General features: G+C 44.5%; 15 protein-coding genes and 1 riboswitch. Of the genes, 13 read left to right on the top strand and 2 right to left on the bottom strand.

Features of this window, described 5'->3' with window-relative positions; all coding sequences use genetic code 11:
- Window positions 1–120: 120 nt before the first annotated feature.
- On the top strand, window positions 121–1,284 hold the full coding sequence (locus CS921_RS10335) for a thiolase family protein (protein ID WP_099223568.1): 1,164 nt from the start codon (window positions 121–123) through the stop codon (window positions 1,282–1,284).
- A 49-nt stretch (window positions 1,285–1,333) separates the two neighbouring features.
- On the opposite strand, the gene CS921_RS10330 is transcribed toward CS921_RS10335, so the two are convergent.
- Window positions 1,334–1,864 carry a YceI family protein gene (locus CS921_RS10330; protein WP_099223566.1) on the bottom strand — a complete coding sequence of 177 codons (531 nt, stop codon included), beginning with the start codon at window positions 1,862–1,864 and terminating at the stop codon, window positions 1,334–1,336.
- Window positions 1,865–2,078: 214 nt separating this feature from the next.
- Between CS921_RS10330 and CS921_RS10325 the strand changes: the two genes are divergently transcribed.
- Complete coding sequence (locus CS921_RS10325) at window positions 2,079–2,519, top strand: hypothetical protein (protein ID WP_099223564.1); 441 nt, start codon at window positions 2,079–2,081, stop codon at window positions 2,517–2,519.
- 195 nt (window positions 2,520–2,714) lie between these two features.
- A complete protein-coding gene (gene brnQ, locus CS921_RS10320) occupies window positions 2,715–4,064 on the top strand; it encodes a branched-chain amino acid transport system II carrier protein (RefSeq protein ID WP_099223561.1) in 1,350 nt (449 codons plus the stop codon).
- 89 nt (window positions 4,065–4,153) lie between these two features.
- Here the strand turns inward: brnQ and CS921_RS10315 are convergent, their stop codons facing one another.
- Window positions 4,154–5,620, bottom strand: a complete 1,467-nt coding sequence (locus CS921_RS10315) for an amino acid permease (protein ID WP_099223559.1) — start codon at window positions 5,618–5,620, stop codon at window positions 4,154–4,156.
- A 139-nt stretch (window positions 5,621–5,759) separates the two neighbouring features.
- Window positions 5,760–5,946: riboswitch (Lysine riboswitch) on the bottom strand.
- A gap of 144 nt (window positions 5,947–6,090) precedes the next feature.
- Between CS921_RS10315 and CS921_RS10310 the strand changes: the two genes are divergently transcribed.
- From CS921_RS10310 to CS921_RS10265, 10 genes are all read left to right on the top strand, one after another.
- Complete coding sequence (locus CS921_RS10310) at window positions 6,091–6,564, top strand: GNAT family N-acetyltransferase (RefSeq protein WP_099223557.1); 474 nt, start codon at window positions 6,091–6,093, stop codon at window positions 6,562–6,564.
- A gap of 261 nt (window positions 6,565–6,825) precedes the next feature.
- Window positions 6,826–8,724 (top strand): endonuclease MutS2, encoded by a 1,899-nt coding sequence (locus CS921_RS10305; protein WP_099223555.1) that lies wholly within the window; start codon window positions 6,826–6,828, stop codon window positions 8,722–8,724.
- Between the two features lie 214 nt (window positions 8,725–8,938).
- Window positions 8,939–9,532 (top strand): GTP pyrophosphokinase, encoded by a 594-nt coding sequence (locus CS921_RS10300; protein ID WP_099223677.1) that lies wholly within the window; start codon window positions 8,939–8,941, stop codon window positions 9,530–9,532.
- An 88-nt stretch (window positions 9,533–9,620) separates the two neighbouring features.
- Window positions 9,621–11,666, top strand: a complete 2,046-nt coding sequence (locus CS921_RS10295) for a Na+/H+ antiporter (RefSeq protein WP_099223553.1) — start codon at window positions 9,621–9,623, stop codon at window positions 11,664–11,666.
- 198 nt (window positions 11,667–11,864) lie between these two features.
- Window positions 11,865–12,407: a helix-turn-helix domain-containing protein gene (locus tag CS921_RS10290; protein WP_099223551.1), complete on the top strand. Its 543-nt coding sequence runs from the start codon at window positions 11,865–11,867 to the stop codon at window positions 12,405–12,407.
- Between the two features lie 17 nt (window positions 12,408–12,424).
- The gene (locus tag CS921_RS10285) at window positions 12,425–13,522 is read left to right on the top strand and encodes an ABC transporter ATP-binding protein (RefSeq protein ID WP_099223549.1); all 1,098 of its coding nucleotides are present in this window, start codon (window positions 12,425–12,427) and stop codon (window positions 13,520–13,522) included.
- Window positions 13,519–14,328: an ABC transporter permease gene (locus CS921_RS10280; protein ID WP_099223547.1), complete on the top strand. Its 810-nt coding sequence runs from the start codon at window positions 13,519–13,521 to the stop codon at window positions 14,326–14,328. Before CS921_RS10285 ends, CS921_RS10280 begins: the two co-directional genes overlap by 4 nt.
- A complete protein-coding gene (locus CS921_RS10275) occupies window positions 14,325–15,131 on the top strand; it encodes an ABC transporter permease (RefSeq protein WP_099223545.1) in 807 nt (268 codons plus the stop codon). Before CS921_RS10280 ends, CS921_RS10275 begins: the two co-directional genes overlap by 4 nt.
- Window positions 15,128–16,207 carry an ABC transporter substrate-binding protein gene (locus CS921_RS10270; protein WP_099223543.1) on the top strand — a complete coding sequence of 360 codons (1,080 nt, stop codon included), beginning with the start codon at window positions 15,128–15,130 and terminating at the stop codon, window positions 16,205–16,207. The genes CS921_RS10275 and CS921_RS10270 overlap by 4 nt, the downstream gene beginning before the upstream one ends.
- Before the next feature lie 609 nt (window positions 16,208–16,816).
- The coding region (locus tag CS921_RS10265) for a hypothetical protein (RefSeq protein ID WP_205527779.1) at window positions 16,817–17,096 on the top strand (280 nt) is incomplete at its 3' end.

Genomic DNA, 17,096 nt, shown 5'->3' with positions numbered 1-17,096 from the left:
TTAGTGAAAAAGATTCTGTTTTAGTATATCATAAGAGAGGCGAAAAGATGTGAAAACTGTTTGCATTTTAGCGTTTTAGCAATCAAAAGGGATTATCATATTTTTGTGGAGGCGGTTTATTTGAAGGAAGTCGTAATTATTGATGCAGCACGCACCCCAGTAGGGAAATATAAAGGAAGCTTGCGAGGTCTTTCGGCAGCCCAACTCGGTACTGTCGTGACAAAAGGCCTTTTAAATAGAGTGGCCGTTTCGGCTGATCAGATCGACCAAGTGATTTTCGGGAATGTCCTGCAAGGCGGCAGTGGTCAAAATGTGGCACGACAGGTGGCGATCGAAAGTGGGATTCCAGAAACCGTGCCGGCTATGACAGTCAACGAGGTCTGCGGCTCCGGTCTAAAAGCGCTCGTACTTGCACGCCAATTGATTCAGCTTGGCGAGGCGGAGGTCGTGCTTGCGGGCGGAACTGAAAGCATGTCACAGGCACCGCTTGTTAAGCCTTATGACCCGGAGACGAATGATTACGGGGAGCCGATTTCTAGTATGATTTGTGACGGTTTGACGGATGCTTTTTCAAAAACGCATATGGGGCTGACGGTTGAGAAGCTGGCGGAAACTTATGAAATCAGTCGCGACGCGCAGGATCGTTTTTCACTGGCGTCTCATCAAAAGGCTGCCAAGGCGGTCAAGGCGGGCAAATTTGACAAAGAAATGATCTCTGTCACTGAAAATGGGGAAGTGCTGCTCGCAAAAGATGAAGGAATCCGTGAAAATAGTACGCTGGAGAAATTGGGTGCCTTAAAAACGGTCTTTTTACCTGAGGGCTCTATCACAGCTGGCAATGCGTCCACATTAAATGACGGGGCATCCGCTATTTTGCTTGCGTCAAAGGACTATGCAGAGGCACATCAGCTACCTTACTTGGCTGTGATTCGTGATTATGCGGAAATCGGGACGGCTCCTGCGGATATGGGCATCTCGCCGATTTTTGCCATCCGAAAGCTTTTAGCCAAAACTGGTGTTGAGGCGGAACAGATTGATTTATTTGAGATCAATGAGGCGTTTGCGGCTTCTTCACTGATTGTGGAACAGGAGCTGGGGCTGGAAAAAGAACGCGTGAATATTTATGGCGGAGGTGTTTCGCTGGGGCATCCGATCGGGGCTTCCGGTGCACGTATCATTACGACGCTTGTTCATGCGCTTATTCAAGAGGATAAAAAGCTGGGTGTGGCATCATTATGTATTGGTGGCGGACTTGGGCTTGCCATGCTGATTGAAAGAACCTGATGAAAATAAAAAATCCCGTGAGGATGAGCCTCGCGGGATTTTTTCGTGCTTATTTGCTTGCTTCAATTTGAATGTTTAGTTTTACTTCATCGCCGATCAATACGCCGCCAGTTTCAAGGGCTGCATTATAGTTCAGGCCAAAATCTTTGCGGTTGAATTTACTGCGTCCTTCAAAGCCAGCGACGATATTGCCTGTATTTGGGTCTTTACCACTGCCTTCATAGGTCACATGGAAAGTGATCGGTTTTGTGACATCACGGATTGTCAGGTCGCCAGTTACTTCATATTCATCATCGCCATCAGCCGTGATATTTGTTGATTGGAAGGTGATGTGCGGATATTCATCCACATTGAAGAAGTCGGGGCTTTTCAAATGACCGTCACGCTGCGCTTGCCGTGTGTCGATACTTGCCGCGTCAACAGAAAAGCGGATGTTCGCTTCCTGGAGATTTTCAGGATCCATGTCTACGTCTGCTGTGAATGCGTTAAAAGCACCTTTTACTTTCGATACCATCATATGTTTGACTTGAAATTCGATTGAACTGTGTGCCGGGTCAATGTTCCATTTTTCATTTGCCATTTTATTCATTCCTCCATTTTTTATCAGTCTACTCATTTTTTTCCTGTTTATCAGAAAAGTAAACCTCTCATTGTGTCTAAATAAATTCTATCACCCTTACTTAAAATAAGCAACTAATTTAAAATAATTAATTTGTAAATCTTTCTTTATGTTTGTGTAAAGGGCCAAATAATCCCATTTATTGGTGGTAGAATAAAGCGAGGAGGCGAATGGAATGAAAACAATGATTCAAGAAATGGACTTTGCAGAACAACTCTTGCTTCATTACCATACGATCGCACATACACTGAAGCATTTGACGCTTGAAAATCAGGCGGGGTTTGGGCTCACGCCGAAACAGTTTGAGCTGCTCGACTGGATAAAGGAAGAAGGCGAAATGGACTATGAATCGCTCATCCGTGAGAAGTCAAAGGAGGAAGCGATTGGTCGTGAAAATATAAAAGTGCTGATTGAAAAGGGACTGTTGATTTTAGTGCCGGTCAAAGGGTATTATTTTGTGCGGCTGACTAAAAAAGGGGAGAGTGTTATTCAGCAAATTCCGGCTAACAGCTATTCGATCAAGGCCTTTTTAAAGCTGGCGGGGGAATTAACCGAACAGGAAAAAGCGGCGATTCTGATGCTGAATCAAAAGGCGGCTCAAATTTTACGACAATAACAAAGGATAAGAATTATAATATTTTGAAAAATAAAGAAATGGAAAAGTTTTCAGTAAATTTATCCTGATTCGTGTGAATACAGCGATCCTACTGTCGTGACTATTGCGCTAATATTCCTTTTTTCTATTGCTTTTGACCCAAATATCCGCTATGCTAGACCTACTTTAAGAATATTTAGATAAAGGGGTCTTTTTATGGATAAAAAACTTTCATTTTCTGCTTACTTGGTTATCGGCTTGATGCTGTTCGCGTTATTTTTCGGAGCAGGCAACTTGATTTTTCCTGCACAGCTTGGACAAGAGGCGGGAACAAATGTCTGGCCGGCGATCATTGGTTTTCTGCTAACGGGGGCAGGATTACCGCTGCTAGGTGTAATGGCCATCGGGATTTCGGGGAGTAATGACTTGGAAAACTTGGCGAGTCGTGTGCATCCGCTTTATGGGGTCATTTTTACGGTGGTACTTTATTTGACGATCGGCCCGTTCTTTGCATTACCGCGGACAGGGACGGTCTCGTTTGAAATTGGAATTGCGCCATTTTTAGGTGGAGGTTCGCATAAACTCGCCTTATTTATTTTTACAGTCATCTTTTTTGGCATTTCTTTATGGCTGTCACTTTCGCCATCCAAAATTGTCGATCGGGTGGGGAAATATTTAACACCAGCACTTCTTATTTTTATTCTTATTTTGATTATTGCGTCAATCGTGCAGCCACTTGGTGAGCAGTCAGCGCCAACGGGTGATTTTATTCAGGCACCGTTTACTTCGGGGTTTGTGGATGGCTATAACACGATGGATGCCCTCGCTTCTCTTGTTTTTGGCATCATTGTGATCAATGCAATCAAGGCGAAGGGGGCGCAGTCAAAACGTGCCATTGCTTCGGCTTGTCTCAAAACCGGGCTGATTGCTGTCGGTTGCTTGGCTGTTATTTATGTTTTTGTTGGCTACATTGGGTCGATGAGTGCGGGGACACTGGGTGTGTTTGATAACGGTGGACCTATTTTATCGGGAGCTGCTGATTACTACTTTGGCAACTTTGGACAGATTTTGTTGGCTGTGATTATCGCGCTTGCCTGCTTGACAACGAGCATTGGCTTGATTTCGGCCTGTGCCAGTTACTTTCAAAAGCTTTATCCTAAAATTCGCTATGGGCACTATGTGGTGATTTTTTCCGTATTTGCTTGTCTGGTGGCGAATGTTGGCTTGAATAATTTGATCACCTTTTCAACGCCAGTGCTGATGATGATCTATCCGCTGACGATTGTACTGATTTTACTGACTTTTCTTAATCCACTGTTTAAAGGGCGGCAGGTCGTCTATGTCACGACGATAGCCTTTACGGGAATTATCAGTTTGGTAGAAGGGCTCAATGCATTTCACGTGCCGATTGTGGCCATCAATGAATTCTTCGGGCGTTTCATTCCATTTTATTCAATCTCGCTCGGCTGGGTGAGTTTTGCGCTTGCAGGATTTATCGTGGGACTGTTGATTGCAAGCTTTACGAAGCCGACCGCTGAACCGATTCGTAATGAAGTGAATATATAAAAAAATAAACGACAAAAAAGAGGCGGTAGATTGGCTTTAATCTACCGCCTCTTTCTTAGCTGCTACAGCCCTAAATGCGGGCAATCTGTTTACGACTCGTAATGATCGAATTCAGCCTCTTCCAGCTTGATAACTTTTGTTTTCTTTGTAAATTTATAGATTCCCCAAAAGCCTAGGAAAATCGGCAGGCCAATGTAGGAAACGGCGATTTTTTGCCACCATTCGGGATTTGAAAAGTCTGGATGCAGGAAGGAATTGTAATCCTGTCCGACGATAACCAGGATGCAAAGAACGAGTGCCAAGAGTGGACCAAATGGGAAAAACTTGGCACGATATTTCAACTCGCTTAAATCATGGCCTTGTTTGATGAAGGCGCGACGGAACCGGTAGTGGCTGACAGCAATGCCGACCCAAGCGATAAAGCCAGTTAATCCAGAGGCACTAAGTAGCCAAGTATAGATGACAGAGCCGTTTTCCGAAAGGGTTGTAATGAACGTCATGGCCCCGACAAGAGTCGTCACGACAAGTGCCGCAATGGGAATGCCTCGCCGGTTGACTTTTTTCAAAAAGCGCGGGGCTTTTCCGTCTTCTGCCAGCGACCACAGCATCCGGGTTGAAGCATATAGTCCTGAGTTCCCGGCAGAAAGAACGGATGTCAAAATCACGGCGTTCATCACAGAAGCTGCGAATGCAAGTCCGGCTTTTTCAAAAACGAGCGTGAATGGGCTGATGGCAATATCTTCAGCGCCACTGCCGAGCAAGTTCGGGCTTGTGTAAGGAATGATCAGACCAATGATAAAAATCGCAAAAATATAAAAGAGCAGGATGCGCCAAAAAACCTGTTTGATGGCTTTTGGAACACTTTTTTCAGGTGTCTCACTTTCACCGGCTGCAATTCCGACAAGCTCCGTACCCTGAAAGGAAAAGCCGGCGATCAAAAATGTTCCCAAAATGGCGAAGAATCCACCTTTAAAGGGTGCCTCACCTGTTGTGAAATTTTTAAAGCCGATATATTCGCCGCCGAGGATCCCGAAAATAGTCAGGACGCCTACGATCAGGAAGATGATCACAGTGGCCACTTTGATAATTGAGAACCAGTATTCAGATTCGCCATAAGCTCGAACGGATAAGGCGTTCAAACCGAAAATCAGCACGAGGAAAATCGCGCTCCAGATCCAGCCGGGCGTGTTTGGAAACCAGAATTGAACGATCAGAGCAGCCGTTGAAATGTCGACAGCAAGTGTAATCGCCCAGTTGAACCAGTAATTCCACCCGAGTGCAAAGCCGAATGCCGGGTCGACAAAGCGGCTGGCGTAAGTACTGAATGAGCCGGAAACGGGCATATAGGTAGCCATTTCACCGAGACTGGTCATCAGGAAAAAGACCATGATGCCGATAGCCGAATAGGCCACTAGAGCGCCACCAGGACCAGCCGTGGCAATGGCATTTCCGCTGGCTAAAAAGAGCCCAGTCCCGATCGAGCCGCCAATTGCGATCATGGATAAATGACGCGTTTTGAGAGAGCGTTTGATCTCTCCGTTGTTTTCTTTTTTCAAACTAAATCTACCTTTCTATCCTTTTTGTTTTTAAATAATGGAGGGTAGATGTGCCTAACGAGTCGAACGGTTTGCAAAATAAAAAACCGGCTCCGAAAAGAAGCGCGGTTTGAAAAATCTTCGTTCAACCAGCATCATCCTGTCAGATAGCACACCCATAGCCTAACAGTCGGCTACAGCAGTCCAGCCCCTTTCGAGAACTGTCCCAGCATCAGATTCGCGCAATCGAATGGATGCTTCGGCAGGTTTCCTGTTCAGTCGTTTTCAAACGGGGAAAGCGCCCCTACAACGAATTACTAGTGATTCCTGCAACCTCTACCTCACCAGTTTGATGAGGATTTTTATTTAAATCAAATTCTATCTTAAAATAGATAAGGCGAGATTGCAACCCTTTATCGAAAAAAACGCCTGCAAAAAATTTCTTTATCAAGAAGCTTTTGTTAAAATAAACGGGAAGAGAGGTGGCAAATGTGCGATTAATACGTTATCAAGAACATTTACAAGAAGATGTAGCGCATTATTTATTAACGGAAGAGATGCAGTATTATTCCAGCCAGCCGCGGGATTGTCTGTATCAAATGGAGAAAGAAGAAGCTTACTTTCCAATACTTGGCTATCAGGAAGATCAGCTGGTTTGTTTTTTTGTTTTGGACGGGGGAGCGGTTACGCGAAAATATACACTGGAGTCGGAAGCAATGCTGATTCGCAGCTTTTCGACAGATTCACGTTTTGTTAAGCAGGGACATGCCAAACAGGCGCTACTACAGTTGCCGGGATTTGTGCGGCAGGAATTTCAGACGAAGCGGCTGCTAACGTTGGGGGTCAATGAAGCGAATCTTGCGGCGCGTGGTCTTTATGAAAAAGCCGGGTTTACTTATACGGGTGAAAGCTTTTTAGGACCAAAAGGGGTTCAGTTCGTGATGAACCTTGACATTCGGGGCTAAACCACCTAAACTAAAGGGGAAAGTTAAGCGTCCGCTTAAAAAAATCGAGGTGCTTTTTTGTGAGTGTAGGGCTCTTTTAATTAGGAATTGAATCACTGAAAAAACAGACTCAATTTGAGGTTTTTTCAGTATACCTAAAAAAGATGCCAAAAAATGCTTTCAAAGGGCACGCGTTTATGTGTGTACCAAAGCTGCAGGTGTTCTTGCAGCTTTTTTTGCGGACGCAGTGTTTTTGGGCGAGTGAAAAGGAGCCTTTATAATATGAATGAAAAAACAATGACAACTTTAGAATTTGATCGGATTATTGAGCAGTTAACCGCACATGTTTACAGTGATCGCGGGCGGGAAGCCGCAAGAAATGTGCGACCGCTTTCTAACTGGGCGGCAATTCAGCAAAAGTTGAATGAAACAGAAGAGGCAAAACGAATTTTGGATAGCGGGCAGAAGTTGCCGCTCACAGCTGCCGGGGAGATTCAATCGATTTTCAACAAGCTGCAAAAGGAGTTCATTTTAGAGCCGAACGAATTTCAACAAGTTGCTGACTTTTTACGCAGTGCGGGACGAATCAAGCGTTTTCTGCAAAAAAATCAATCGATGGCACACGATTTGGCGAATTATAGCGCGGCGTTGGAAGAATTTCCAGAGTTGGAGCAACTGATCGATCGCTCCATTCGTAATGGACAGGTGGCCGATGAAGCCTCCAGTACCCTGCGGAAAATCAGACAGGCGGCAAATGCATGTGAGGCCAAATTGACCGAGCGGCTGCACAAATTCATTCGCAATCGAACCAATCAGCCGATGCTGCAGGACTTTTTCATTACTAAGAAAAATGACCGCTATACGGTGCCTGTCAAAGCAAGCTATAAAAAGCAGATCAGGGGAACGATTATTGAAGAAAATGGCCGCGGAACGACCGTCTTTATTGAACCTGAGGCCGTGAGCAAACTAAATGATGAGTGGCAGGCGTTGAAAGTTAGCGAGCAAAATGAAGTCTACCAAATTCAGGCGCTGCTTTCCGGTGAAATTATGGCGGAGATCGAGCCGATTCTCGAAAATTTGGCGATGATTGCGGAATTTGATTTGATTTTTGCACGTGGTCAGCTGGCAAGAGAAATGGACGCTACACGACCTATCGTAAATGAAGCAGAACAAATCGTGCTGCATCGGGCGAGACATCCGTTCATTGCCCGCGAAATGGCCGTCCCGCTTGATTTCCAGCTAGGCGAAACTTTCCGCGGTCTGATTATCACGGGCCCGAATGCCGGTGGGAAAACGGTGGTACTGAAAACGGTCGGCCTGCTAACGTTGATGGCGCTATCCGGGCTGTTCATTCCGGCGGCTGAAGGGTCGAAAATTGCCTTTTTGAAGGAGCTTTTTGTGGATATTGGCGATGATCAAAGTATCGACAATGCCTTGAGTACCTTTTCTTCCCATATGGCCAATATCGCGCGGATTGAAAAACAACTTTCCCGGCCTTGTCTGCTGCTTTTTGATGAAATCGGCAGTGGGACAGAGCCAAACGAAGGGGCCGCTTTAGCCAAGGCCATCCTTGAGAGCTGCTACGAAAAAGGGGCGCTGATTGTGGCCACCACGCACTATGAAGCGATCAAACAATTCGGCAAGGCCCATCCGGATTTCAAAAATGCGGCCATGGCCTTCACCAAAGAAACGCTCGTCCCGAAATATCAGCTGCTGCTCGACCGGTCAGGCGCCAGTCATGCCTTATTTATCGCCAAAAAAATGCAGCTAAACGAGGCGGTCGTTAAAAAAGCCGCTTATTACATGGAGCACACGTCGACTGACTTCCAGAAAAAGCAGTTTCCAGAAATGAAACCCGCTTCATCACTCAAGCAAGAAATCTCCACCTATCAACGCGGCGATAAAGTGGAGCTTCTGGACACAAAAGAAACAGCCTTAGTGTATGAGCCGAAAATGCAGAACGGGCAGATCACGGTTTTCCGAGACGGTAGGTCGCTGCAAGTTCAGGCAAAACGCACGCGGCTCCTATTTTCAGCGAGTGAGCTCTATCCGCCTGATTATGACCTGCGACAATTGTTCGAATCCTACGAAAGTCGAAAAGAAGAGCATGATTTTGAGCGCGGTAGCAAGAAAGCTTTGCGGAAAGTGCAAAAAGAGATCGACAGTCGCAAACATCTCTAAATGAAAGCAGAAATCTGGTGGGAACAAATTTGTTCAAGAATACATGCCAGATTTCTGCTTTTTTTGATGAAAATTTCCTTAGAAAGTTCTAAGTTTTTACCAATCTAAAAGCGTTTTTACGGAATTTGTAGTAACATGGTAAGGAGACTGAATAGAGAAAGAGGGAACCAATGTGCAACCTTCTGTAAATGAACTAAAGGAATGGCGTAATGTGATGCTGCTACATCGTTTCGCACTGGAAGAAGTCAATACGAAGTTAAAAATCTTAAATGAAGAGTTTCAATTTATTCATGATTACAATCCGATGGAGCATATTAAATCGCGTGTGAAAAGTTTTGAAAGTATCGGAGCTAAATTGGAGAAAAAAGGGCTGGACATCACGCCGGAAAATGCGCGGAAACATGTGCATGATATTGCGGGAATCCGAATCAGCTGTTCATTTGTGACGGATATTTTTAAGATTCAGGAAATGCTTGAAAGTCAAAGCGATTTGAAAATTTTACGTGTGAAGGACTATGTGAATCACCCGAAGCCAAGCGGTTATCGCAGTCTGCATCTGCTATGTGAGGTGCCGATTTTTTTGACGAACCGTTCTGAGCGAATGATTGTAGAAATTCAGATTCGGACGGTTGCCATGGATTTTTGGGCGAGTCTGGAGCATAAAATTTATTATAAATATCAGCAGGAGGCGCCCAAGCATTTGACAGATGAACTCAAAGAGGCGGCGTCGATCGTTCGACAGTTGGATGACAAGATGCGAAAACTGAATGAAGAGATCAACAGTTATAAAGGACAGCAGGATCAGTAGGGAAAGTTGTTCGGGGGAGTTTCATTGCAAGTGCTTTTAGGGCATGTTTCCTTTTCGGCCTTACTGGAAAAAGGAAGGGGGAGTTTTATTGGAAATTTTTTTATTTGTACTATTGTTATTAGTGGCTATTTTTATTTCAAATTTAATCAATCGGTTTATTCCGTTTGTTTCTGTCCCGCTCATTCAGATTGGGCTCGGCATATTGATTGCACTTTTGCCGCTTCATTTTGAGTTGACGCTGAATCCAGAGCTGTTTCTGGTCATGTTTATTGCGCCGCTTCTGTTTAATGACGGGGTCAGGACGGATAAACGGGCGTTGTGGCGGCTGCGGGTCCCGATTTTGATGCTGGCGCTCGGGCTGGTTTTTATAACGGTCATCGTGATCGGCTATTTTGTCAACTGGATGATTCCCACCATTCCACTGGCGGCTGCATTTGCGCTTGCTGCTTCACTGGCACCGACTGATGCCGTGGCGGTCAGCTCGCTTTCCGGGCGGATCAACTTGCCGAAGCGGATTTCGCACCTTTTGGAAGGGGAAGGGCTGATGAATGATGCATCGGGCTTGACGGCCTTCCAATTTGCAATCGCGGCGATGGTGACGGGGACTTTCAGTTTGCTAAATGCGAGTGTCAGTTTTGTCATCATTGCGATCGGCGGTATCCTTGTCGGGCTTATTCTGAGCTTCCTTAAATTCCGGTTTTTAAAATGGATTCGCGGACTTGGAATGGAAGATGTGACTTTGCAAATGCTGATTCAGATTTTAACGCCGTTTGCGATTTATCTGGCGGCAGAAGAGCTGCACGTTTCAGGGATTCTGGCTGTTGTGACGGCGGGCATTATGCACGCTGTCGAGCAGAAAAAAATGGATCCGCAACAGATGCAGCTTGCCATGGTATCGAAAAGTACCTGGTCGGTGATTATTTTTGTCTTGAATGGTCTGGTTTTTCTGATTCTCGGGACACAGCTGCCGTCCATTGTAGAAGTGGTCTGGCGGGACTCGGGTATCAGCAACTGGCAAGTCATCCTCTACATATTGCTGATCACAGCAGCCCTGATCATCTTACGCTTTCTATGGGTGTATGGCTACTGGCTGTTTGAATGGCGCCGAGGGGATCATAAGAAAAAGAAACGCGTTCAAAAGCCGGCATTGCGGGCCTCTGTTCTGACCAGCTTGTCGGGTGTTCGCGGGGCGGTCACACTGGCGACGGCACTTTCGATTCCTTTTGTCCTGGACGACGGGGAGGCATTCCCGCAGCGGGCTCTAATCATTTGTCTAGCCTCGGGGGTCATTTTGACGACTCTGCTACTGGCAACGTTTATTTTGCCCATCTTGGCGCGCAAGGATGAAACGGATTCGGATGATGCGCGGGCTGAAAAGCTGATTCGCATCAAAGTGCTTCAAAATGTGATTCGCGGACTTAAGGAACAGATGGTGCCGGATAATCAGGCAGCGACGGAGCAGGTTATTGCGGACTATCGCAGGCGGATCCATCATATCGAGCAGGAAGATCAGCCGCACCGCATGACAGCAGAAGAGAAGGCAAAGCGACTTGAAATCATCGAATGGCAGCGCGACCTGACAACTGAGCTTCTGGAAAGTGGTCAAATCACGCCGCAAAACAGCTATCGCTACCAGCATTATCTGAATCTGATGGAATCGGCCATCAAGGAACGGATCCGAACGAAAATCAAGATGGTGCTGATGTTTGCCACGCGATTTTTCTGGTTGATCTTTCATCCGAAACAATGGAAAAAATCGGGCGGCAAGGTACGTCGCTTTACGAAAAAGCAGGCTGCTGGTCTGAAGGAAATTCAGTTTTTACGAGTGGAAAATGAAAAAATGGTCATCGAACGGTTGAAGACAGAAATGACATCTGAGAATGCCTATTTGATTCGTCCACTTTTGAATGAGCATCTGCTTTGGCTGGGACGCGTTCATGAGGAGCGGCCTGGACCGCGTAAACGTGTGCAGAAGGAGAAGGTGCGCGAGGTTGAAGTCGTGGGGATTCAGCTTGAACGCGATAATATTCAGCAGCTTTTTGAAACTGGGAAGATCTCACGTGATTTGGCGCGGGATTTGAGGCAGAATTTGAATCGACTGGAAACTTATTTATACGAAGAAGAATTGGCGTAATAGACGAAACCGCTGAGGCCAGGAACCACTGTGCTGAGGCGGTTTTTTGACGAGTGAAAATTTTTTGGCTGAACCTCTTGTAGTCTGAAATAGAATATTGTATAATGATGCTTGCTTTGAGTAAACCTAAAGTTTAATTTTACTAAACAAGTGTGCTTTCAGGTTTACCATGACTAAACTGGAAGAAAGGGTGCAACAATGGATATTGGGAATCGAATCAAGAATCTACGTTTAAGTAAAAATCTGACGCAAGAAGAGCTGGGTGAGCGAACAGACCTTTCAAAAGGCTATATTTCGCAGTTGGAACGAAACCTCAGTTCCCCATCGATTGAGACATTGTTTGCGCTTTTAGAAGTTTTAGGCATCAAACCAAAAGACTTTTTTGATGAAGATGACAATACGCAAAAAGTCGTTTATGGAAAAGAAGAACATACTTTTTACGAGGATGAGGAAAAGGGCTATCAGATTACCTGGCTCGTGCCGGAATCGAATGAACAGGAAATGGAGCCGGTTTTTGTGGAAATTGCGCCATTTGCCTGCTTTAAGCCGTTTGAACCATCTCTTGCGGAGACTTTTGCCTATGTGCTGGAAGGGACGCTGACAGTCGCACTTGGCGAACAGGAATATCAGGCCCGGGCACAGGAGGCCGTTTATTTTACAGCACATGAAGCACATCAATTGAAAAATCTGACGGATACGCCCGTAAAATTTATTCTCGTGGCGACCGATTCTTATCTATAAAAAGGGAGGCGAAAATTTTGCCGGAAACAATTATTCGTTTTGAAAATGTCACCAAGCAATTTGATGATGATCCGCCGGTGCTGGATCATGTGAGCTTTGAAATCGAGAAGGGCAAATTCTATACACTGCTAGGTCCGTCTGGCTGTGGAAAAACCACGATTCTTCGCCTGATTGCCGGTTTTTTGGAGGCGACGGAAGGATCAATTTATCTCAACGACCAAAAAATCAACCAGGTGCCGGCGAATAAACGACCGGTCAATACGGTTTTTCAGGATTACGCACTTTTTCCGCATCTGAATGTTTTTGAAAATGTGGCGTTTGGTTTGCGAATTAAAAAGATGAAAAAAGACGTGATTGAAGAAAAAGTGAAAGAAGCCCTTCGATTTGTCAACCTATCAGGCTATGAGAAGCGAGAAATCAGTGAGATGTCAGGAGGTCAGCGGCAGCGTGTGGCGATTGCGCGGGCGATTGTCAATGAGCCGGAAGTGATTTTGCTGGATGAGCCGCTATCGGCACTGGATTTGAAGCTACGGACGGAAATGCAGTATGAATTGCGCGACTTGCAGCGGCGGCTGGGGATTACGTTTATTTTCGTAACACACGACCAAGAGGAAGCCCTTGCGATGAGTGATGAAATTTTTGTGCTCAATAAGGGGGAGATTCAGCAGAGCGGGACGCCAATCGATATTTATGACGAGCCGATCAACCGTTTTGTGGCGGACTTTATTGGGGAATCGAACATTGTACCAGGCAAAATGGTGCAGGATTTTGAAGTGGAATTTGTTGGCAGGCGGTTTGAATGTGTCGATCAGGGCTTCCATCCGAATGAAGTCGTGGAGATTGTGATTCGGCCGGAAGATTTGGAGATTACGGCGGCTGAAAAAGGCAAATTGCAGGTAACGGTCGACTGGATGCTGTTCCGCGGCGTGCATTATGAGATTGGCTGTATTGATGTGGACGGCAATGAGTGGCTTGTTCATACAACCAAGAAAGCTAAAATCGGTGATAAGTTAGGACTGGCATTCGATCCGGAAGCTATCCATGTCATGCGGCTGGGCGAAACGGAAGAAGAATTTGACAAGCGGCTTGAAAGCTATGACGAGGCGACGTCATGACAAGAAGAGCACGGAATTTTTATCTAATCCCCTATTGTTTTTGGATTTTGCTGTTTGTCATCGCGCCCATCCTTTTGATCGTCTACTATTCGTTTTTTGACGTGGATGGGCAATTGACACTTGCCAACTATCAAAACTTTTTTACGCCGGTTTATTTGAAAATGACCTTGAGTTCGTTCTGGTATGCGTTTCTGATTACGGTGTTTACTTTGCTGATTTCCTATCCAACGGCTTATTTGCTGACAAAACTCAAGCATAAGCAGCTTTTTCTATTGTTGATTATTTTACCAACATGGATCAATCTATTGCTCAAAGCCTACGCGTTTATCGGGATTTTCGGGACATATGGGGCGGCCAATCAGTTTTTGGAATTTATCGGGATTGGGACGAAGCAGATTTTGTTTACCGATTTCAGTTTTTTATTTGTTTCAACTTATATTTTCATTCCTTTTATGATTTTACCCATCTACAATGCGATCGAGGAGATCAATCCATCGCTCGTGCAGGCTTCACGAGACTTAGGGGCTTCCAGCATGATCACGTTTCGGCGGGTCATTTTCCCGCTGACACTGGACGGGGTTAAAGCGGGCTGTCAGGCAGTCTTTATACCGGCGCTTTCCTTGTTTATGATCACACGTTTGATCGCTGGAAATCGCGTCATCACACTAGGAACAGCCATTGAGGAGCATTTTTTGGTCACCCAGGACTGGGGAATGGGCTCGACGATTGGGGTATTTCTAATTATCGCCATGATTCTCATTATGTTCTTGACGGGGACAAAAAGAAAGCGGGGTGTACGTAAATGAAAAAACGAAACTGGGGCAATATTTACTTGGTGATCGTCTTTATTTTACTCTATGCACCGATTTTCTATTTGATGTTCTATTCGTTTAATTCGGGTGGCACCATGCACGGATTTAAAGGTTTTACGCTAGGCTATTACAAGGAAGTTTTTCAAGATACACGGCTTTTGATCATCGTTTTAAATACCTTTGTGATTGCGCTGTTCAGCTCGGTGGTTGCAACGATTATCGGAGTTTGCGGGGCACTTGCGATCAAATTTATGCCGCATCCATTTGCCAAAAATTCTCTACTCAGCCTGAATAACGTGTTGATTGTGAGTCCGGATGTCATTATTGGTGCTAGTTTTCTAATCTTCTTTACCATTTTAGGGGTGAAGCTCGGTTTTATTTCGGTACTAGTTTCCCACATTGCTTTCAGTATTCCGATTGTCGTTCTGATGGTTCTGCCGAAATTGCAGGAAATGAGCCCAACGCTGATCGATGCGGCCAGAGATCTTGGCGCCAGTCAGTGGAACGTTTTGTCGAAAGTGATTCTGCCTTATATTACACCGGGCGTTTTAGCGGGCTTCTTTATGGCGCTCACCTATTCACTGGATGATTTTGCGGTCACTTTCTTTGTAACGGGAAATGGTTTTTCAACGCTATCAGTAGAGATTTATTCGCGGGCGCGGCAGGGGATTTCCCTTTCAATCAACGCGTTATCAACACTAATTTTCCTCTTTACGATTGTGCTAGTGATCGGTTACTACTTTATCAATCGTAAAAATAACACGAAAACCTTGCGATCGGGGGCGACAAAAGAATGAAGCCACTTTTAAAGATTTTCATTCCGGTGCTCGTGGCGGCGACATTGATGATGGTGCTTGCTGCGGGAATGAACCGGGCGGAAGGCTACTCCGGCAAAAGCAGTAATACACTGACGATTTACAACTGGGGCGATTATATCGATCCCTCCTTGATCACAAAGTTTGAAAAAGAGACGGGAATCAAAGTGATTTATCAGACGTTCGATTCTAATGAGGCGATGATGACCAAAATCGAACAGGGGGGTACAACGTTTGATATTGCCGTACCAAGTGACTATGCAATCAATAAAATGAAAGACGAAGATCTGTTGATTCCGCTCGATCACAGCAAGCTGCCGAATGAAAAATATCTGGATCCTGAATTTATGGACCTTTCGTTTGATGAGGGCAATCAATATTCGATTCCTTATTTCTGGGGGACGCTGGGGATTATTTATAATAAAGAAATGTTTCCAGATAAAAGTTTCGACACGTGGGATTCACTTTGGGATCCGGCGCTTAAAAATCAAATCATGCTGATCGACGGGGCGCGGGAAGTGATGGGGCTGGGCCTGAATAGTCTGGGCTACTCGCTGAATGATACAAATGAAGCGCACCTGCAGCAGGCTCTCACGAAGCTGAAAAAAATGACACCGAATGTCAAAGCCATCGTTGGGGATGAAATTAAACTTTTGATGGCAGATAACGAAGCGGGTGTGGCGGTTACTTTTTCCGGCGAAGCAAGTGAGATGCTGAGTGAAAATGAGGATCTTGAATATGTCATTCCAAAAGACGGCTCGAATCTGTGGTTTGACAATATGGTGATTCCGAAGACGGCGAAAAATGTGGACGGGGCTCACCAGTTCATCAATTTCATGCTGGATCCTGAGAATGCGGCCATCAATGCAGAATATGTCGGCTATGCAACGCCAAATATGGCAGCGAAGAAACTCCTGCCGAAAGAAGTTCAAAATGATGAACGCTTCTATCCAGATATGAACGAACTCGACAATTTGGAAGTGTATGATAATCTGGGTAAACGGATGCTGTCGCATTATAATGAGCTGTTTTTGGAGTTTAAGATGTATCGGAAATAGGATGGAAACTCAGCTGAAATGGCGGTAAATCAACAAAAAAGAGAAATGAACTACCATTTCAGCTGTCAGCTTTTCAATTTTCTACAAAAAGCGACGATTTTGTCGCTTTTTTGCGTTTTCTACCGGAGAAAAAGAAGCTATATCTATTGATAATATTAGTGTTTAGATGTATTAAGGATGAGAAAAATTTTTTATGTGATTTTAAACTACTTTAATATTATAAAAAATGCAGAGCAAAATCGAGAAAACCTAACTCATTATGGGAACCGAATAAAAGTCGGTACGGATGAAATGTATTAAATATGTATTGTCTGTTAGAATTATATATTAAAGTTGTACGATTTGTTTAGAAAATGAAAATTCATACGAGAAGGATTGGCGGAGTGACAAGAATTGATGATAGAAATTTGATTATAGGAAAATCTAAATAGAGAAGTTAATTAATGAGTTACTATATCAAACCAATTTTTAAACTTTTTAAAATCTCTTAGAACTCTCCATAAATGATACGTATTGTTATATTTAAGTATCGAAGTAAAAACATGTTATTCACTAACCCATTTTTAGATGCTACAATATAGTTAAGAAAATTGTATTGGAGCTATAAATATGAAAATAACAAAAAAAGAGTTGTTGAAGAATGTGTTGTTAGAAAAGAACGTCACTTTTCTGTTAGGTGCTGGTGCATCTGCTCCGTTCTTCTCCTCATTAGGAAGATTTGAATTAATATTATCTCATAAAGATATCTCCGAAGAGGGAGTAAATTTGATAAAGACCTTGTTTTTTAAACTATCTATATCAGATAATTCTTACCTTCTTAATTATCTTAATAATCATTGCTATTGTGGAGAAAAATCTGAGCTGATGACCGAAATTTTGAATGAATATT

Source organism: Listeria costaricensis (assembly GCF_900183385.1).
Taxonomy (GTDB): Bacteria; Bacillota; Bacilli; order Lactobacillales; family Listeriaceae; genus Listeria; species Listeria costaricensis.
The sequence above is the reverse complement of the archived record's forward strand: the minus strand, read 5'-3'. Positions and strand labels throughout refer to the sequence as shown.